Origin of the sequence: Mesorhizobium sp. M4B.F.Ca.ET.143.01.1.1, assembly GCF_004792275.1 — a bacterium.
Classification (GTDB): Bacteria; Pseudomonadota; Alphaproteobacteria; order Rhizobiales; family Rhizobiaceae; genus Mesorhizobium; species Mesorhizobium abyssinicae.
The window spans coordinates 1-18344 of sequence record NZ_SRSR01000021.1 but is presented as its reverse complement, the minus strand read 5'-3'; the positions used below and the strand labels follow the sequence as shown (position 1 = coordinate 18344).

Here is an 18344-nt window from a genome sequence, read left to right as displayed (position 1 = left end):
GGACCCGATGGATTTCACCCGCTCCACAGCCACCCGTCTTGTCCTCAACGCGCTGGTCGTGCTCTGCGTCGCGGTTCTGGCCTTCCCGCTTGTCTGGATCGTGATGACGGCGCTCAAGCAGCAGAACGAGGTGATGGCTTGGCCGCCGTCCTTCATCTTCGAGCCGACCCTCGATAATTTCCGCGTGCTGTTCGACGCCGCCCAGGCGGACGCCACCAGCTACGGAACGATAAAGGTCGACTTCCTCAGCCCGATAGTCAACAGCGTGGTCATCGCGCTCGGATCCGTCGTCGTCTCCCTTATCGCGGGCGTGCCGGCAGGATACGTTCTCGCCCGCCGCGACATCCCCTTCAAGGAAGACATCGCCTTCTTCATCCTGGGCTTCCGGTTCGCTCCGGTCCTGCTCGTCGTGATCCCGCTCTTCAGCCTGTTCCAGTCGATCGGCCTCTACGACACCTATCTCGGCATGATCTGGGTCTATCAGGTGGTGACCCTGCCGATGATCGTCTGGCTCACCCGCTCATACGTCGAGGACATCCCCAAGGACATCGAGGAGGCCGCGGCGATCGATGGAGCGAAACCTTTCCGGGTCGTCCTTCACATCGTGTTGCCGCTCTTGAAGCCCGGCCTCATCGGAGCCTCTCTGCTCGTTTTCCTGCTCGCCTGGCACAACTTCGCTCTTGGCCTGATGCTGAGCTCGACCAAAGCCCCCGTCACCGTTGCTCTTCTCAAGCTGCTCAATCCCGGCGTTCAATTCTATCCCGTAATGGCGGCCGGACTGGTCGTGACGATGATCGTGCCGGTGACCCTGATCGTCGTCGGCCAGCGTCACCTCGAGCGCGGCCTGACGTTCGGAGCGGTCAAATGACCACCACGCCGCTCATCTTCTTCGGCACGACCAACCTCGACCTCTGCTTCAACGTCGAACGCCTGCCGACCCCGGGCGAAAGCCTGATCGGCTCGCTCGTCAGGCATCCTGGCGGCAAGGGAGCCAACCAGGCAGTGGCCGCGGCCAGGCTGGGGTTGAAGCCCAAATTCTTCACCCGGCTTGGCGACGACGCGTCTGGCAGCGTTTTGCTGCGCTCGCTCACTGACGCCGGCGTGGTCACCGACGCCGTACAGATCGCCAAGGGCGAAGCCTCCGGCTCCGCTCTTGTGATGGTCGGCGACGACGGCGGCAACATGATCGTCATCGATCCTGGCGCGAATGCCAACGTCACGCCGGAGGTGATCGACGAGGTCGCGGACCGCATAGAGCCGGGGTCGATCGTCGTCGCCGAAATGGGCCTGCCCGTTCCCGCCCTTGAGCGCCTGTTCTCGCTGAAGGATTCCCTCGGCTTCCAGCTGATCTTCAATCCGGCTCCGGTGAGGCCGGGCCTGCCACGCGACGCGTGGTCGAAGGTGGATTTCGTGACGCCGAACGAGTCGGAGACCTTCGAACTCACCGGCATCGAGGTTGTCTGCGCAGACAGCGCGGCGCAGGCGGCAAGCGCCCTCTTGAAACTCGGTCCGACAGCCGCGCTCATCACCATGGGAGAGCGGGGAGCGTTCTACGCCGACGCCAAGCAGTCCTTCCTCGTGCCTTCTTTCCCAGTTGTCGTCATGGACACCACGGCCGCGGGAGACGCTTTCAACGGAGGATTCGCCGCGGGTCTGGCACGCGGCTTGACCGTCCGCGAATCCGTCCGCCAGGCCATGGCCGTGGCGGCCCTATGCGTGACGAAGCGGGGCGCGCAGGCTTCGATGCCGACCGCTGAAGCCGTCGATGAATTCCTGAACCACAGAACCTTACTGGAGATACGATGACCACTCCCTTGTTTTCCATGTCCGGGAGGACGATCGTCGTGACCGGCGCTGGCGGCGGAATAGGCGCGGCGATAACGGGCGCGTTCCTGTCGACCGGCGCGAATGTGGTGGCGACCGACGCCAACAGCGACGCCCTGGCCGGGGCGCTTGAGAAGGTCGAAGGCGGCGACCGTGCGGTTACGGTCTCGATGGACGTCACCAGCGAGGGTGATATTCGGCGCGTCATGGAGGTCGTCGCGGATCGCTTCGGCAAGCTCGATGCCCTGGTGAACAATGCGGGAATCAAGTCCGGCGAACGGCTGCTTTCAGGCGATCAAGCCAAGATCGAGCGCACCATGAAGGTCAATTCCGACTCCGTGCTGCTCTGCTCCAAGCTGGTCGTCGAACGCTTCATGCGCGACGCCGGCGGCCGCATCATCAACATCGGATCTTCACTGTCCTCCCAGGGCGCGGTGTTCAATTATCAGGCGGGCGGCGCTGACTACTGCTTCTCCAAGGCGGTGGTGCACGACCTGACGAAGCTGCTGGCCTATGAGTGCGCCCCGCTCGGCATCAACGTGAACGGCGTCGCTCCCGGCATCATCGACACGCCGATGCACGGACGGCCACGGGAGGAGACGGAGGCACGTCACGCTGGCCGCATACCTCTTGGCCGCGTGGGAACCCCGGCGGACGTCGCCGGCCTGGCCGTCTTCCTCGCGAGCCCCGCAGCTGCCTACATCACCGGCCAGATCGTGCACGTGAACGGCGGGATGTTGATGAATGGCTGACCAGGCGAACACGGTCGCATGGCCCAGGATGAAGGGCATCGTCTCCGATCTCGATGGGGTCATCTACCGAGGCAAGAGCGCGATCCCGGATGCGGTGGAGGCCTTCAAGACCTGGCAGAAGGAGGGCATTCCATTCTGCTTCGTCACCAACAACTCCACGCATACCGCGCAGGACGTGGTCTCCAAGCTCGTCGGTTTCGGGCTCGACGTCACCGAGGACAATGTCGTCACCTCGGCGGTCACGGCCGCGGAACTGATACGGCGGACCTATTCGGCAGGAACGCGGATCTATGTGATCGGCGCCGCTTCGTTGAAGAAGGCGATCATCGATGCTGACCTCGAGATTAGCGAGAAGGAACCGGCCATCGTCGTCATGGGGCTGGACCGGAATATCACGCACGAGAAGTTGCGCATCGCCGTTGATGCCGTCCTGAAGGGCGCTGTCCTCATAGGCACCAACCCGGATCTCCTGCTGCCGACCCCGACCGGTTTCGAGCCGGGCGCCGGGGCGATGCTGACCGCTGTCGCTACCGCCGCGCGCGTCAAGCCGATCATCGTCGGCAAGCCCGAAACACACATGATCGAGGCCGCCCTTTCCAGGATCGGGACCGAGAGGTCTTCGACCCTGATGATCGGGGATCAGATACCGACCGACATCCAGGCAGGCAAGCGCGCCGGCCTGTGCGCGGTCCTGGTCACGACAGGAGTTCCGCCCGTGAACGATGCGACGCTTCTGCCGGCTGACTTCACGATATCCAGTTTGAAGCAGATTCCCTTGGCGCCCTGACGCGGCGAACAGGGATTGGGAGGTAGCAATGGCTGAAGTCCATCTTGAGGGTATCAGGAAGGCCTACGGGAATCTCGACATCCTTCACGGCATAGACCTCGACATCGCACACGGCGAGTTTGTCGTCTTCGTCGGCCCGTCTGGATCCGGCAAGTCGACTCTGCTGCGGATGATCGGAGGGCTGGAGAAGATTTCGGGCGGCACGCTGAAGATCGACAACAAGGTCATGAACCGGATCGACGCCGCCGACCGCAATCTCGGGATGGTGTTCCAGTCCTACGCGCTGTACCCGCACCTGAGCGTTCGCGACAACCTCGCCTTCCCGCTGCGGATGGCGAAAATGCGGAAGGACCGGATCGCGGCAAAGGTTCAGGAAGCCGCCGCCTTGCTGCAAATCGAACACCTGCTCGACCGCAAGCCAAAGCAGCTTTCGGGTGGCCAGCGCCAGCGCGTTGCCATCGGACGCGCGATCGTGCGGGAGCCGAAGGTCTTCCTGTTCGACGAACCGCTTTCGAACCTCGACACCGAGTTGCGCGTCCAGATGCGGGTGCAGATCGCCAAGCTTCACAGGCAGCTCGGCAATACGATGATCTACGTCACGCACGACCAGGTCGAAGCAATGACCATGGCGGACAAGATCGTCGTGCTGAAGGACGGACGCGTCGAGCAGGTCGGAAGTCCGCATGACCTCTATCACCGTCCAGCGACCAGGTTCGTCGCAGGCTTCATCGGGTCGCCCCGCATGAACTTCCTCCCCTGCACACTGAAGTCGAAGGATCAGGCGCGCGTGGAGATCGCCCTCAACGAGAAGCTCACCCGTTCGCTTCCGGTCCAAGGGAATTTCCTGGCATCGGGCCAGCCGCTCACACTGGGCATCCGACCTGACGACTTCGTCGCCCCGACGGGTGCGCCCGGCGAGCTCATCGTCGACATCGAAGTGGACTTCGTCGAACACCTCGGAAGCGCCACCTACCTCTACGGCTCGGCGCTGGGGGAAAACATCGTCGCTCTCTCCCCCACGGATCACTTTCATGCCGGCAAAAGCGGACAAATTGCGCTCGCGGCCTCCCCGTCCGACTGTCACGTGTTCACCAATGACGGGAAGGCCCTGCCCCGGCTGGAAGCGCCGAAGAACTGGAACTGAGGCGCCCTGAAGCTCGATGTGCTACAGTGAGCCGGATCTCATGGGGCAGCGAACATAACAGGCCTAAAGCAATTCCTGAGCAACAGCCGCTCCTTCATGCTGGGCGCCGCCATCGGCTCGGGCATGACCGCCCGCGCCGCCGAGCGGGCTGGCGCCGACTTCGTGCTCGCGCTCAATGCCGGACGCTTCCGCGCCATGGGTGGATCGTCTCCTGCATCGGTTCTTCCCATTCGTGACAGCAATGCGTTCGTTGCCGGATTCGGCCGCTCGGAAATCCTGAGAAGCACGAAGCTGCCGGTCTTCTTCGGCGCCTGCACCTTCGACCCAAGACTGGATCTCGATCAGTTTCTCGATCGCATCAGCCATTGGGGGTTTGCCGGGGTCACTAACTTCCCGTCGGTGATCCATCTCGACGAAATGAGGCGATCCATCGTGGAGAACTGCGGCCTCGGCTATGGCCGCGAGACCGAACTGCTTGTAAAGGCCGCCGAACGCGGCCTGATGACGATAGCCTACAGCCGGACTCAGTCCGAGGCACGCCGTATGGTGGAAGCCGGCGTCGAGGCGGTCTGCATGAACTTCAACCTCAACCCGGCAGAGACCGCCGTTTCCTCGACTTCGATTGGGCTTGCCGAACTGGCCGCACGGACCGGTGACATCGCGCGCGCCGTCCATGCGATCAATCGAAACGTCGTGTGCCTGCTGGGCGGCGGCCCGATCACCAAGCCGGAAGAACTCATGGACGTCTGCCGCGAGACCGGGACCCAAGGATTTATCGGCGGCTCCTCGCTTGACCGCGTTCCTCTTGAGATGTCGGTCCTCGAGATGACGTCGGGCTTCAAGACGATCCATGTTCTCAGGGAAAAGGTCGACTTGCTGGAACGCCAGCTGCAACTGAATGGCTACAGGCACGGCGTTATCGCGCGCTCCGCCGCCATGAACCACGCGCTGGAAACCGCGAAACGGCTGGCGTCCGGCACCAATCCGGTACTGATCGTCGGCGAGCCGGGTACGGGCAAACGGCGGGTGGCGTCCCTCGTCCACGCGTTTGGGGCCAGAAGACACCGCAAGCCGGTTACATTTCCGTGCAGAAGGGCGCCGGGAGATCAGAACTCGGCCGCACTGTTCGGTCTCGAAGCGCAAAAGGATACAAAGAGACGGATTTCGCTGCTTGAAATGGCATCGGACACTGCAATCATCGTCCTTCACCTGAATGAGTTGTCGAGCGAGGGGCAGGAACAGCTGGCCGACTTCCTGGAGACGGGAACCTTCAATGCCGTCAATGGCGTCGCTCCCCTGCGATCCGATGCGAAAGTCATTGCGACCTGCACGGTTGCCGCCGGACCGGTCCTGCAGACTCTGCCCATCTCGCCCCGATTGCGGGCGGCCTTCACCGGCCTGGAGATCGAGCTGCCGCCCCTGCGGGACAGGCTTGAAGACCTGCCCGCACTCATCCAGCACTTCACCGTCGAAACGAAGGGCGACGCCCAGGCAAGCGTGTTGCCGATTGAAAACTCTGCCTTTCTGGCGCTTGCCAGTCACCGCTGGCCAGGCAACGTCCGTGAGCTCAGGCACGCCGTTGAGCAGCTGGCAACTTTGCCCCCAGGAACGCCGATAACGGCCGATCTTGTCCAGCCGGTGTTGGGGACTCGACCTGCCCGTAGACAAATGAGTCTCTCCGAGAGGGAGTGGATCATAGACGCGCTTCGACGCAACAAGCTCCACAGGGGCAAGACAGCCGCAGCCTTGAGCATGTCCCGCAAGACGCTCTACAACAAGATCAAGAGCCTGAGGATACTGGAGTAGCCGTTAAGCAGTATCGCTCGCAAGCGCCCAGACAGGCAGCGCTGAAAATGCGCCCTTCGACGCTTCCTGTCGCAGCTCTATCCGCTCCGAAACAGGATGCTCCCACGACTCGGCAGGCATATGGACGATTGCATCCAACCGACCGGGCAAGCGCGCCTCGGCGTTCGCGACCTCCTCGGCCGACGCAGCCGTGAATGCCAGTCTCAGGCCGGAATCGGCAAACCACTTCAGCCGCTCGATTTCGATCGCGTTCTCCACGCCCACGGATGCGGGGAAACCCTCCGCGATGACCGCCGGCGGGAAGTTCACGACTCCTGCAAATCCCTTGCTGGATAGCAAATCAGCAAGGTCGTCCCATAGGGTGAACGGATCGATCATCAACACTGCCGCGTAACAGCGTCGGCCGGCGACCGGGTCCATTTCCCCCAGCGCTTGCAGCAGTACCGCATTCCAGTCGACGATCGGCAGCGTGGCCATCACGAGCGGCAGGCCCTTCGGCAAGGCGCGCAACGACGGCGCGAAGATGTACGCCGTCTCAGCTTCACCGGCGTTTACGGCATTGCGACCGGCCAACACATCCACGATCAACCACCTACCCAATTTTACCCATCTCCGGTTCAGCCGGCGATTATGTGCCGGCTGCCACAGGTCTAAAGGTCGCCATCGATTGCGCAAGGGCGGAGTGCGCAAGGGAGGATCCGATGGAACCGATCAGCAGGATTTTGGGGGGCACCCCTCAACCGCAACGGCGAAGGTAGGATATGCCGTGACCAAGACCAAGTCGTCGGACGGGGCAGTCGCCATCGTCGCCACGTTGGACACCAAGCGAGCCGAGGCCTCCTTCGTCGCCGAGGTCATCCGCTCGTGCGGCAGAGAAATTGTCTTCGTCGACGTCGGCACGTCCAAGGACGGCGCCGCGCGGTCGAACGATCCCGCGGCCTTGCTTACGGTGATCGGGCGGAATGCCCGCGCCTCAGTCAATGCACTTCACGTCGACGGCCGGATCACCGCCATAGTCGGCATCGCCGGAGGCAAGGGGAGCGGCGTCTTCGGCGAGGCGGTAGCGGATCTCCCTTACGGTTTCCCGAAGCTGCTCGTTTCCAGCGGGCGTCCGGCGCTCCTTGCGGATCTCGCGGCAAGGAGCGACATCATTTTATATCCAACGATCGTCGACCTCTTTGGCATCAACGGGTTCACGTCACGAATCCTGCGCAACGCCGCCGTCGCGATCGCAGCGATGCGCTACGAGCCGCAACAGCCAGGCTCCCGCCGCAAGATCGTCGCCATAACTGCCTTCGGCGTGACGACGCCTGCGGTCAATCACTGCGTACGGCTGTTTTCCGGACACAGCATCGAGGCCATCGTGTTTCCGGCGAATGGAGCCGGGGGGCGCAAGATGGAGTCTCTTGTCGATGCTGGCGAGTTCGACGCGGTCCTCGATCTGACGACGACGGAACTCGCGGACGAATTCCTAGGCGGCACGGCGACGGCCGGGCCTGAACGCCTGACCGCGGCAGGCCGAAAAGGAATCCCCCAGCTGATCGCGCCCGGCGCGGTGGACATGGTGAACTTCGGGGTCCCCTCGTCCGTGCCTGCACGCTTTTGCGACCGCAAGCTCTACGCGCACACGCCCTACACGACGCTCATGAGGACCACCGAGGACGAAATCTTCGAGATCGGTCGCGTCACCGCCCAGAAGCTGGCAGCCGCACAGGGTCCGTCTCTCGTCCTCTGGCCGTCCGAAGGCGTCTCCGACTACGACCGGGAGGGTGGCGTCTTTCATGACCCGGCGGCGAACCGGGCGTGGCTAGCCGGGCTGCGCAGCGCGCTGCCCGCCTTCATTCAATGCCAGCAACTCTATTGCCACATCAACGATCCCGCCTTCGCGGAGGCCGCGGTCGGCTGGATCGTCCACCAGGTTCAGAATAAGGAAACCCGCGATGTGGATGTTTGAACGCTCGGAGATCCTGGCGAACATCGAAACCCAGACCGTCAAGGGCAACGCCATCCTCGCGGCGGGCAGCAGCTGCGGCCTTGTCGCCAAGTGCGCGGCTCTCGGCGGTGCGGACATGCTTGTCGTCTACAGCACGGGTCTGTCCCGGCTCATGGGCTTGCCGACGAGCCGGATCGGCGACTCCAACGCCCGGACAATCGAAATGGCAGCCGAGATACGCAATGTCGTTTCGGACGTTCCGGTCATCGGCGGCGTCGAGGCGTGGGATCCCGTCCGCCTCGACCTTGACAGGCTGCTCGACCAGTTTTGGGCCGCCGGTTACTCCGGGGTCATCAACTACCCGACGATCTCGACCATGGGCGACAAGTGGCGCGACCGGCGTGGCCGCGTCGGCCTTGGCTTCGAGCGCGAGATCGAGATGATTGCGAAGGCAAGGACGAAGGACATCTTCTCGATGGCCTACGTCGCTTCTGCCGAGGATGCCGCTTCGATGGCCGAAGCAGGAGCGGACTGCATCGTCCCCCATGTCGGCGCCACGCGCGGCGGACTGGTCGGCCACGAAGAAGGCCAGGCGATCGGCGAAGCCATCCGGAAGATCAACGTGATCAACGAAGCGGCCCGGGCCGTCCGTCCGGACGTCGTGCTGCTCGCTCATGGCGGCGCAATCGCGGAGCCGGAAGACACCGCGGAAGTCTACAGGTCGACGGATTGCGTCGGCTTCGTCGCCGCCTCCTCGATCGAAAGAATTCCGATCGAACGCGCCGTCAAGTCGACCGCCGAGGCCTTCAAGGCCGTACCCCTCATCCGCGCCGAAACCTGAGCGCACTCCTGCTTGCGAGAGACATATGGCCGAGACCGTTACCCCCATCGCATCGAGGCAGCCCGCCGTGTCGCGTTGGGACGCCGTCTTTGACGTCATCGCAGTCGGGAGCGGGGCAGCCGGACTTTCGGCGGCGCTCTATGCCTCGCAGGCCGAACTCCGCGTCCTCGTCTGCGAGAAATCCCCCCGGCTCGGAGGGACGACGGCGCTGTCGAACGGCATGATCTGGATTCCCTGCTCTCCCCAGGCCGTGGCCAGGAAGGTGAACGACAGCATCGACAACGCCCGCACCTACCTGAAGAACGAACTCGGGAACTACTACCGCGAGGATTTCGTCGAGGCCTACTTGGCCGACGGGCCTGCCGCCCTTGTCGAGATCGAGAAGGATTCGAATGTGGAGTTCACGCTCGCCTCGGCGCCGGACTACCATTCGAGCCAGCCCGGCGGGGTGAACGCCGGTCGGGCGCTGAGCCCCGCGCCTTATGACGGTCGCCTGTTGGGCGAGGATTTCGACCTTGTCGGCGACCCCATCCGGGTGGTCCTCGGCGGCATGATGATCTCGTCAGGCGAGGTCGGGAAGTTCCTGAACCCTTTCAGATCGATGGATTCAGTGCGGCACGTGCTTCGCCGCGTGAGCCGCTACGCCGGCGACCGGATGCGGTTTCGCCGCGGCACAGAGCTCAGTGGCGGCAACGCGCTGATAGCGCGGTTCATCACGAGCCTGCGCAAGCGCAAGGTTGACATCTGGACGCAAGCGCCACTGACCGAACTCATCACGGAGGACGGGAAGGTGATCGGCGCGGTGATCAGCAAGGACGGCCGCGAACTGCGCGTCAAGGCCGAGGGAGGCGTCGTCCTTGCGACCGGCGGGTTTGCGCGTAATGCAGGGCTTCGCGCGGCCCTCAGCGGCGACCACCAGCACGACGACACACTGGCGCATCCGGACGCGACGGGCGACGGCATAAGGATCGGACTGGGGGCCGGAGGGGAGATCGACAACGAAGTCGCCAGCGCAGGGTTCTGGACGCCGGTCTCGCTTCTGCGCGACACGAAGGGGAATGTTCACACGGTCCCCTACGGCTGGCTCGACCGCGGCCGCCCCGGCGTGATTGCGGTGGGCCCGGACGCGCGCCGATTCGTCAACGAATCCAATCCCTACCACGACATCTGCATCGCGATGTTCCAGAACGGATACCCGGAGAACGACCGATTCTATTTCATCTGTGATCATGAGTTCCTTCGGAAGCGTGGCATGGGGCAACTGCTTCCCTGGCCCTGGACCTTGAGCACCAAGCGGTACGAGCGCGTCGGCTACATCCAGGTGGCCGACACGCTGGCCGGGCTGGCGGGCAAGATCGGGATCGATCCGAACGCCCTCGAAGCGACGGTCAACGAGCACAACGAGCACGCCAAGATCGGCACCGACCCCTATTTCCACCGGGGCGAATCCGCCTTCAACCGCATGCTCGGCGATCCCTCGGTCGGCAAGGTCAATCCGAACCTCGGTCCGATTAAGACCGGACCCTTCGTCGCGTTGAAGATCGTCCCTGCCACGCTGGGAACGGCGACGGGGCTGACCACCGACACGTCGAGCAGGGTTCTGGATGCTCAGGGGAAACCGATCGAAGGCCTGTTCGCTTGCGGCAACGACGCGACCTCCGTCATGCGCGGCATCTATCCTGGTGCGGGCATCACCATCGGGCCGGGCATCGTATTCGCCTATCGCGCCGTGAAGGCAATTTGCGAGGGAATCCGCTAGCTTTTTGACGCGGCCGCCGATGAGTTCCATCACATCGCTTCGAAGCGAGTACCAGATCATTCGCGCATGAGGCCTCGTAGCTCCACATTGGCCGGTGAGATGACCGAATAGTGACTTTCGACGAGCGGCTGAGTGACCACAAGGAGACCGCCCGCCGCACCACGCTTGGAGATAAATTCGCTGAGTTGTTCGTAGGCATTTCGAAGCAAGGCGGAGGGCACGCGCTCTGAGCGATGTAACTTAAGCTCAATGATTTTCTGTTCCCCGTCTGGACCGCTGACCGCGAGGTCAGGACCCGGACCAGGGAAGAACTCTGCAGACCGCTCAGTGACGCGGTAACCGTCACGCTTGAAGAGCTCGCCTACCAGGTCGATGAAGTCCATTTCTAGATTGCGTAGATCGATCGCCATATCCTTCATTCGCCCCATGCACACCCCTCCCGCGAATCCGGTTTCCCTTAGGCCCCCGCAGAGTTATTCTCGTGTCACATGGGGGGTCAATGGACCAATTCTCCGACATCTTCGCTAGCGCAACAGCAGCAGTCTCGGCCGAATACTTCTACCTGCCCTATGATGGCGGAGACGGCGTGTATCGAGAACGCGTTTATTGCTACGAGCTCTATCATCAGCTCCGAAGCCGCTGGCCAAAAGACACGACGTACCGCTTGACAGGCGAAGTTGACAAAGCTTCGCATCCAATTCTCGCCGAGTTTGGTGCGGACCGAATGAAGCCAGATTTGCTGGTTCATCGCCCCGGTTACATGGAAAACTACGCTATAGTCGAGGTGAAATCGGCGCCTCCAAGTGCTGCTGGACTCCGCAAGGATCTTGCAACGCTCTCTCTCTTCACGTCGCGGGCTGGATATCAGCGAGGAATCTATCTCATCTATGGGGAAGGCGCTGATGACATCGTCGCCGAGCGTATCCTAGGGGCCGCCGGACCTATTTTGGGTGACAGCGTACTTGAGCTTTGGCTTCATTCGACGCCGGGTGATGCAGCAATTCAGGTGGCGATCCTAAGGGGCGCTAGCCCGGCTGCGGCGGCGGACCGGTGAGGATGCGTCCAGCAGGTCATCTATTGTTCGGATCGGACCGGGCGGAGCTTGTCTATGGTCAGAAGTCTGGGCGAAAGCTAGTTCACATTTCAGAAGTTGAACGCGGCCTGAAATGCGATTGTGTGTGTCCAGGCTGCAGCATCCAACTCGTTGCCAGGACGAAGGCCGACAAGGTCGTGCCTCATTTTGCTCACTACGGTCCTGGTTGCAGTGGCGCCCCCGAAACGGCGCTCCACAAGCTCGCAAAACAGATCGTCGCGGACAGCCTGACCCTGGTGGTTCCGAAGCGGATCGCAATCCACGGGGCGGTGGAAAGGGCGCTCCCTGGCGCGACCGATATCAAGCTCGAATTCGCCCGCATCGAATACAACGACCCCGACGGAATTGTTCCTGATCTCTACGTCACCGTCAAAGGGCATGAATTGTTTGTCGAGGTGGTCGTCACTCATCCGTGCGACGAGGAGAAAATCCGTCGCATTCGTGAGCACGGGATCGCGGCGATTGAGATCGATCTCTCAAGGATCCCGCGTGATGCTTCTCCTGAGATTGTCGCCGATGCTGTGTTGCGCACGGCGCCTCGGAGATGGCTGTTCAATAAAACCATAGACGACGCAGTCATTGGACTGAGGGAGGAAGAGCAGAACAGCCGGATTGCGGCCGAGAAGAAGCTGCAGTCGGAGGCAGGGCGGCTGATCAAGGATTACCTGACCTCGATGGGGTCCTTTTCGAGCAAAAGCGACAGCGTGCCGAGAATGGACGCCCTCCGCGATCTTGGCCTTCTGCAGCATGTCGGTGTCGATGTCGCGGGCTACGGATGTTTCTCGGTACCACCGGCCATCTGGCAAGCTGTTGTCCTCACCGAGGTGCTGTTGGGCCGGAAGACGGGGAAGCAACTCGTCAAGGCCGTTCCCATAGCGAATTACCTCGAAACGCACCGGTTCATTGCGCCGTTATTCCGACGTGTCAGCAGCGAACTCGAGGCTGCCGCCATCAAAGAGCACGGTCGGTTCGCTGCCCCATGGCGGGCCGTTTACTCCCTGAACGCAAAAGGTAACTTCGAGTTCGATCGGACAATCCCGCTCGATCGTTCCCGCTCCGTACTTGATTTGCGTCTCAAGAGGTAATATACATATGACACATGTCGCGATCAACCGATTCGCAGAAAGCGGAGCGTCTCAATGCGGCCCATGGGTTGCTCGCGCGTGGGCTGAGCGTGGCGGAGGCTGCCTTGTTGTTGTCGCGCCAATTCACCCTGTCCCGACGTCAGGCCTATCGGTACATCGAGGCGGCCCAGACGCTCGAGCGACCGGTGCCCGTGACCGAGCCGACGACGGCGGTGACGTTCAAGCTTCCGCCCAGTTTGGTCGACGCGGTGCGGGCGCGGGCGGCGGCCGAGACGACGACAATCAGCGACTTGGTCAGCCGGGCATTGCGCGCCTTCCTCGGCGAAGCCGGCGGCAATGGCTGACCGGTGCGGCGCCAAGGATCGCAGCGTCCACCTCGAGCATGCATTTGATCGTCTCCTCACCATCAAGCTGGAGCAGGTCTACGGGATTCTGGTCCCGGAGCGGGTCCGTGTCGTCGGCATTGGATCGCGGATAAGGGAGGGGAGCGATGAAGATCGCCGCGATTTATGCCCGGGTGTCCTCCGACCAGCAGAAGGAGGAGAACACGATCGCCAGCCAGACAGCGGCGCTGGTCGAGTTCGCCCGCGAGCAGGGGTTCAGCGTCCCCGATGAATGGGTGATCGAGGACGAAGGCTTCAGCGGCGCCAGCCTGCTGCGGCCCGGCTTGGAGCGGCTGCGCGACCTCGCGGCCGAGGGTCAAATCCAAACGGTCCTCATCCACGCGCCGGATCGGCTGAGCCGCAAGTATGCCTATCAGGTCCTTCTGACCGAAGAGTTCGCCCGCCATGGTGTCGAGACCATTTTCATCAAAGCGCCGCATGCCGGCACGCCGGAAGATCAGCTGATGCTGCAGTTCCAGGGCATGATCGCCGAGTACGAACGGGCCCAGATTCTGGAACGCTCCCGCCGCGGCAAGCGTCACCGCGCCAAAGCCGGCGAGGTCTCCGTGCTCGGTGGGGCGCCCTACGGCTATCGCTACATCCGCAAGACGCCCGAGATGCCGGCGCGTTACGAGATTGACGCCACCGAGGCGGCAGTGGTGCGGCTGATATTCGACAAATACACGGTCGAGGGCCTGAGCATCGGCGCCATCGCCCGGCTGCTGCGGGAAATGGCCCCGCCGACACGCAAGCGCGTGACCCGCTGGGAACGTTCGGTCGTGTGGGGCATGTTGCGCAACCCCGCCTACAAAGGCACCGCCTGCTTCAACAAGACGAAAGTCGGGCCACGGCAAAAGGTGACGAAGCCATTCCGCCTGTCGGGTCGGGCGGTTCATGGCGAAAAGACCTGTGCGCACGAGCGGCCGCGGGAGGAATGGATCGAGATACCGGTTCCCGCCCTTGTCAGCGAAGAGACCTTCGCGTTGGCGGCGGAACGCCTGGCCGACAACAAGCGTTTCGCGCCGCGCCGCACCATTGAGCCCAGCCTCGTGCAGGGCCTGGTGTCATGCAAGAAATGCGGCTATGCGCTCTACCGCACGTCGACCCGTAGCTCGGCCCGCAAAATCCACTATTACCGCTGCCTGGGTTCGGATGGCTGGCGCCATCTCGGCGGTTCCGTTTGCGACAGCCGCCCGATCCGCCAGGATCTGCTCGACCACATCGTGTGGCAGGAGGTCATTTGGCTGATCGAGGATCCTGGGCTTATCACCGCTGAGCTTGACCGTCGCCTTGATGCGGCCCGTGCGAGCGAGCCAACGAAGAAACGGCAGGACGCTGTCGAACGCGACCTCACGCGCGTCGGCAAAGGCATCGAACGCCTGTTGACCGCCTACCAGGAAGATCTTCTGTCTTTGGACGAACTGCGGCGCCGCATGCCCGAACTGCGGGCCTGCGAACAGGGACTGCGAGCCGAGCTGCAGGCGATCCGCGATCAGGCCGCCGACCGCATGTCATTCCTGCGATTGGCCGAGACATTGACCGCTTTCCTGCAGCGCCTGCGGCAATCGGCAGAAACTTTGGACATCTGTGACCGCCAGAGAATCGCCCGCTTGCTGGTCAAGGAGGTCTTGGTGGACGACGACACCATCACCATCCGTCACTCGATCCCGGCGCAACCGACTACGCCTCCGACCGGCAGCGAACCGCCGTCCTCCAATGGTAATGCGCCGTCCTCCGACCGAAGTTACCTTTTGCGTTCAGAGAGTAATGACTCCTACCTGCGATATCTCGTTGACGCTGGTGTCGCAGTGCAACGAACATATGGCTTTGTATTGGATGGCGGGCTGGTCGAGCGATGGACCGAGTGGGTGCTCGCAGATGCCCAGCGGCGCGCCGTGTTCGACCATGCGGTTAAAGTTGCGACGTGGATCATCGGCCAGGTTCCCGACGATGAGCGGCGCGGTTTGACGATAAAAGGCTGGCAGGCCACGGCGAGCGATGCAGGGCCAAGTTACTTTGATCTCCTGAACGACGCCGATACTCAAGCCGATATTTCAGCGAAACTCGGTTTGATCCAGACCTTGTTCCGGGGAAGCAGGGTGAATGTTGAGGACCTGCTTCACCTGCCAATCTCGCAAGAAATCGTACGGCGTCTTGATTCGATCGCGATCAAGGAGGCTGAACGGAAGGCCGCTGCCGCCAAATCTGCCGAGGATGCCAGACGTGGCCGCTACGATGAGATCGGAGCCGAGGCCGCGAAACTGTTTGGTGGTTCTGAGTTGGAGTGGCTGAAGATCCCTAACGAACGTCTGGAAGGGAGAACGCCGCTTGAAGCTGCCGCGCGCGGAGTGCACGGTCTGGCAATGGCGAAAGAGATCCTCCATCAGATCGAGAGGCAAAGGCACACGGAGTTTGAACATGCCGCAGAGATTCAGCGACATCGCGACCGGCTGACACGTGATGCGCAGACCCGCCTCCGAAGCGCGGCCCATTCATTTCTGCGCGACCGCAGCGAAGATACCGACAACCTACCGCCAATCATCTACTGTAAGGACGAAAAAACCTACCGCGTTGCGCTCAAGGCGCTAGGAAAATGGGAGCTGTTTCTGAAGGCCCAAGCGATCCCCTTCTAGGGTTCCGCCACGGTTGCTCGCACCGCTCAATTTCAATGCGGATCGAGCTATCAGCCCACCATTTCATGTCGGATTCTCCGCTCTAGGAACGGATGTGTCTGCACGATTTATCGCGACCCCATAAATCATGTTGAATATTCCGCACTAAAGGCGGATAATCGAACATGGTTCACGATCAACGCTCTGCCCTATCAACATATTTGGCCAGCCTCCTTTCTGCCGGGCGTGTGGTGTTTTCGATTGAGGAAGCTGAGCAAGCCTTGGGTGTGTCGCGTGGGGCTTTCCTCGACGCTGCTGAGCGCCTGCAGCGCCGGAAACATTTGCTCAAGCCACGGCAAGGATTCTATGTGATCGTTCCACCCCAGTTCGCCTCTTGGGGTGCCCCGCCGCCTTCGTGGTACATCGACGCCCTGATGCGCCATGAAAACCAACCCTACTATGTGGGTCTGCTCAAGGCGGCAGAAATGCATGGCGCCACGCATCAGGCTGTTATGGAGTTCCAGGTCGTTGCCACGAAGCGCATACCCAAGATCCGAGCGGGACGGAATCTCATTGCATTCTACTACCGCAAAGACATGGATGCGGTGGCGAGTGGCCTTGAAGAGCGCAAGACCGATACCGGCACGATGAAGGTGTCGTCGAGTGCGCTGACCGCTTTCGACTTAGTGCGTTATCCGCAGGCGTCGGGCGGGATCGACAACGTCGCGACCGTGCTGAATGACCTTGGCCCGACGATCGAGCCGACGAAACTCGCTCAGCTGGCCGTGGCCACTGAACGGCCCGTCATTCAACGGGTCGGCTACCTTCTTGAACGACTGGGGCATGGGGATCGCGCCGAAGCCATGCTCAAAACACTGAATGAACGCGGAGTTCCACCGTGGATCGAGTTGGACAGAAAAGAGGCCCGCGATTCGGATTTTGCGCCAGTGCCGATTGAGCGCAATTCCAAATGGCATGTCATTGTCCGCCGCGAACCGGAGGTGGACGAGTGATTCCGACGCAAAACATTGTTGCATGGGGCAACGTCGTTCCGTGGGCCGATCAGCGTCAGATCGAACAGGATCTGATCATTAGCCGCGCGATCGTCGAAATCTTCTCGGACCCGGTGCTCCGCGAAGAGCTACGCTTTCGCGGCGGAACGGCACTCAACAAGCTGCATTTCGCTTCTCCCCTACGATACTCCGAGGACATTGATCTGGTTCGGACATCGAATGGACCGATCGGGCCTACTCTTGACCAGTTGCGCACAGTCCTGGAGCCGTGGCTCGGAAAGGCCCAGTTCGAGCAAAGCCCCGTTGCACCCAAGCTCCGATTCCGCATCGAACCGGAAGACGGGAGCGGTGTCCTGATCCGGCTGAAGGTCGAAATCAATACACGCGAGATCACGGCGTTCGATCCACCTGCCGAAGTCGAGTTTGACGTCGAGAACCCTTGGTTCACCGGCAAGACCAATGTGCCAACATTCTCGCGAGAGGAAATGCTGGCGACGAAACTGCGGGCGCTACTCCAGCGTGACAAGGGTCGCGATCTATACGATCTTGCTCATGCGCTCGGAACATTTGAAGGGCTGGATGCCAAGCATGTTATCGAGCTCTTCGGCCAATACCTTGAGTCGTCTGGCCAGGCGATTTCTCGGGCTCAGGCAGAGGAGCGTATGCTCGCCAAACTCGCAAACCCGCGCTTTCTGACCGACATAAGACCACTGCTTCCTGCCGACCAGGCCGCGCTTTTGACAGACGACACGACCAGGACCTCATTCCGAGACGTGTTTGCCAAATTTATCGCGTTGATACCCGGGGCTGCCTGGGCTCGCACGGACGAGATGAAGTCTCGTTTCGAAGTCTAAGGGCTGCACTACGAGACGACAGCCGTGCGACACGTCATGGCACCTTGTCATAGGCAAACTGGCAATCGGCAAGCACGGTAGTCGGTTGATACTCTCCCCATCCGCCGCCCCGCTGCCGACCGCGCTCAGATAGCAAATGCAGGTTTTTTCGTGCTCTGGAGCCGATGACATAAAGTAGTTTGCAGGCGCTCTCAGCAGGAGTCGGGTCGTTAAAGTTTGGCACCGTACCCTCAAAGTCGAGTGCATCGGCAAGGGCAAGGCGCACAAGGTGTCGGTGGCCACCACACTGAAGCGCTCGAAGGGTGGCCAGTTCGCCCTGCATGCAAAAGCGCTGCCCGGCAATCCCTCACATGAGGCTTTTCGGGTCAAGGGGTATTTTCAAGGCGGCATGGGATTATCCCTGTTCACGGTATCCATGGTCTGAGCCCGTTTCTAATTACCGGTCCGATATCCGGACC

18 protein-coding genes are annotated in these 18344 nt (G+C 61.8%); 16 read left to right on the top strand and 2 right to left on the bottom strand.

Annotated features, from left to right (window positions below; translation table 11 throughout):
* Positions 1 to 7 precede the first annotated feature (7 nt).
* From EN786_RS31830 to EN786_RS31805, 6 genes are read left to right on the top strand one after another with little or no spacing between them, the layout of a single operon-like run.
* Positions 8 to 868, top strand: a complete 861-nt coding sequence (locus tag EN786_RS31830) for a carbohydrate ABC transporter permease (RefSeq protein ID WP_135909428.1) — start codon at positions 8 to 10, stop codon at positions 866 to 868.
* Positions 865 to 1806 (top strand): ribokinase, encoded by a 942-nt coding sequence (locus EN786_RS31825; protein WP_135909426.1) that lies wholly within the window; start codon positions 865 to 867, stop codon positions 1804 to 1806. The genes EN786_RS31830 and EN786_RS31825 overlap by 4 nt, the downstream gene beginning before the upstream one ends.
* Complete coding sequence (locus EN786_RS31820; RefSeq protein WP_135909424.1) at positions 1803 to 2576, top strand: glucose 1-dehydrogenase; 774 nt, start codon at positions 1803 to 1805, stop codon at positions 2574 to 2576. Before EN786_RS31825 ends, EN786_RS31820 begins: the two co-directional genes overlap by 4 nt.
* On the top strand, positions 2569 to 3363 hold the full coding sequence (locus tag EN786_RS31815) for an HAD-IIA family hydrolase (RefSeq protein WP_135909422.1): 795 nt from the start codon (positions 2569 to 2571) through the stop codon (positions 3361 to 3363). The genes EN786_RS31820 and EN786_RS31815 overlap by 8 nt, the downstream gene beginning before the upstream one ends.
* A 28-nt stretch (positions 3364 to 3391) precedes the next feature.
* Positions 3392 to 4507 carry a sn-glycerol-3-phosphate ABC transporter ATP-binding protein UgpC gene (gene ugpC, locus EN786_RS31810; protein WP_135909420.1) on the top strand — a complete coding sequence of 372 codons (1116 nt, stop codon included), beginning with the start codon at positions 3392 to 3394 and terminating at the stop codon, positions 4505 to 4507.
* 54 nt (positions 4508 to 4561) lie between these two features.
* Positions 4562 to 6313 carry a phosphoenolpyruvate hydrolase family protein gene (locus tag EN786_RS31805; protein ID WP_281405024.1) on the top strand — a complete coding sequence of 584 codons (1752 nt, stop codon included), beginning with the start codon at positions 4562 to 4564 and terminating at the stop codon, positions 6311 to 6313.
* A 3-nt stretch (positions 6314 to 6316) separates the two neighbouring features.
* On the opposite strand, the gene EN786_RS31800 is transcribed toward EN786_RS31805, so the two are convergent.
* Entirely contained in the window at positions 6317 to 6895 is a 579-nt protein-coding gene (locus EN786_RS31800) for a hypothetical protein (protein ID WP_210238914.1), read from the bottom strand.
* A 184-nt stretch (positions 6896 to 7079) separates the two neighbouring features.
* Here EN786_RS31800 and EN786_RS31795 point away from each other — a divergent pair, with 184 nt between their 5' ends.
* From EN786_RS31795 to EN786_RS31785, 3 genes are read left to right on the top strand one after another with little or no spacing between them, the layout of a single operon-like run.
* Positions 7080 to 8267 carry a Tm-1-like ATP-binding domain-containing protein gene (locus EN786_RS31795; protein ID WP_246688790.1) on the top strand — a complete coding sequence of 396 codons (1188 nt, stop codon included), beginning with the start codon at positions 7080 to 7082 and terminating at the stop codon, positions 8265 to 8267.
* Complete coding sequence (locus tag EN786_RS31790; RefSeq protein WP_135909414.1) at positions 8254 to 9087, top strand: phosphoenolpyruvate hydrolase family protein; 834 nt, start codon at positions 8254 to 8256, stop codon at positions 9085 to 9087. Before EN786_RS31795 ends, EN786_RS31790 begins: the two co-directional genes overlap by 14 nt.
* Positions 9088 to 9112: 25 nt before the next feature.
* The gene (locus EN786_RS31785) at positions 9113 to 10846 is read left to right on the top strand and encodes an FAD-dependent oxidoreductase (protein ID WP_135909412.1); all 1734 of its coding nucleotides are present in this window, start codon (positions 9113 to 9115) and stop codon (positions 10844 to 10846) included.
* 56 nt (positions 10847 to 10902) lie between these two features.
* On the opposite strand, the gene EN786_RS31780 is transcribed toward EN786_RS31785, so the two are convergent.
* Positions 10903 to 11274 (bottom strand): hypothetical protein, encoded by a 372-nt coding sequence (locus EN786_RS31780; RefSeq protein WP_135909410.1) that lies wholly within the window; start codon positions 11272 to 11274, stop codon positions 10903 to 10905.
* Positions 11275 to 11345: 71 nt separating this feature from the next.
* On the opposite strand from EN786_RS31780, the gene EN786_RS31775 reads away from it, so the two are divergent.
* The 7 genes from EN786_RS31775 (at position 11346) to EN786_RS37955 (ending at position 18310) form a co-directional block, all read left to right on the top strand.
* Entirely contained in the window at positions 11346 to 11900 is a 555-nt protein-coding gene (locus EN786_RS31775) for a methionyl-tRNA formyltransferase-like protein (protein WP_135909408.1), read from the top strand.
* Between the two features lie 23 nt (positions 11901 to 11923).
* On the top strand, positions 11924 to 13024 hold the full coding sequence (locus tag EN786_RS31770; RefSeq protein ID WP_135909406.1) for a hypothetical protein: 1101 nt from the start codon (positions 11924 to 11926) through the stop codon (positions 13022 to 13024).
* A 14-nt stretch (positions 13025 to 13038) separates the two neighbouring features.
* Complete coding sequence (locus EN786_RS31765) at positions 13039 to 13368, top strand: hypothetical protein (protein ID WP_135909403.1); 330 nt, start codon at positions 13039 to 13041, stop codon at positions 13366 to 13368.
* A 146-nt stretch (positions 13369 to 13514) separates the two neighbouring features.
* A complete protein-coding gene (locus EN786_RS31760; RefSeq protein ID WP_135909401.1) occupies positions 13515 to 16040 on the top strand; it encodes a recombinase family protein in 2526 nt (841 codons plus the stop codon).
* Positions 16041 to 16204: 164 nt separating this feature from the next.
* A complete protein-coding gene (locus tag EN786_RS31755; protein ID WP_135909399.1) occupies positions 16205 to 17032 on the top strand; it encodes a type IV toxin-antitoxin system AbiEi family antitoxin in 828 nt (275 codons plus the stop codon).
* Positions 17029 to 17886 carry a nucleotidyl transferase AbiEii/AbiGii toxin family protein gene (locus tag EN786_RS31750; RefSeq protein WP_135909397.1) on the top strand — a complete coding sequence of 286 codons (858 nt, stop codon included), beginning with the start codon at positions 17029 to 17031 and terminating at the stop codon, positions 17884 to 17886. Before EN786_RS31755 ends, EN786_RS31750 begins: the two co-directional genes overlap by 4 nt.
* Positions 17887 to 18154: 268 nt before the next feature.
* Positions 18155 to 18310, top strand: a complete 156-nt coding sequence (locus EN786_RS37955; protein WP_210238907.1) for a hypothetical protein — start codon at positions 18155 to 18157, stop codon at positions 18308 to 18310.
* Positions 18311 to 18344 lie beyond the last annotated feature (34 nt).

Bases quoted from the DNA above. Each gene is read 5' to 3' on its own strand.
- EN786_RS31830 (WP_135909428.1), top strand. From the start codon at position 8: ATGGATTTCACCCGCTCCACAGCCACCCGTCTTGTCCTCAACGCGCTG.
- EN786_RS31825 (WP_135909426.1), top strand. From the start codon at position 865: ATGACCACCACGCCGCTCATCTTCTTCGGCACGACCAACCTCGACCTC.
- EN786_RS31820 (WP_135909424.1), top strand. From the start codon at position 1,803: ATGACCACTCCCTTGTTTTCCATGTCCGGGAGGACGATCGTCGTGACC.
- EN786_RS31815 (WP_135909422.1), top strand. From the start codon at position 2,569: ATGGCTGACCAGGCGAACACGGTCGCATGGCCCAGGATGAAGGGCATC.
- ugpC (WP_135909420.1), top strand. From the start codon at position 3,392: ATGGCTGAAGTCCATCTTGAGGGTATCAGGAAGGCCTACGGGAATCTC.
- EN786_RS31790 (WP_135909414.1), top strand. From the start codon at position 8,254: ATGTGGATGTTTGAACGCTCGGAGATCCTGGCGAACATCGAAACCCAG.
- EN786_RS31785 (WP_135909412.1), top strand. From the start codon at position 9,113: ATGGCCGAGACCGTTACCCCCATCGCATCGAGGCAGCCCGCCGTGTCG.
- EN786_RS31780 (WP_135909410.1), bottom strand. From the start codon at position 11,274: ATGGGGCGAATGAAGGATATGGCGATCGATCTACGCAATCTAGAAATG.
- EN786_RS31775 (WP_135909408.1), top strand. From the start codon at position 11,346: ATGGACCAATTCTCCGACATCTTCGCTAGCGCAACAGCAGCAGTCTCG.
- EN786_RS31765 (WP_135909403.1), top strand. From the start codon at position 13,039: ATGTCGCGATCAACCGATTCGCAGAAAGCGGAGCGTCTCAATGCGGCC.
- EN786_RS31760 (WP_135909401.1), top strand. From the start codon at position 13,515: ATGAAGATCGCCGCGATTTATGCCCGGGTGTCCTCCGACCAGCAGAAG.
- EN786_RS31755 (WP_135909399.1), top strand. From the start codon at position 16,205: ATGGTTCACGATCAACGCTCTGCCCTATCAACATATTTGGCCAGCCTC.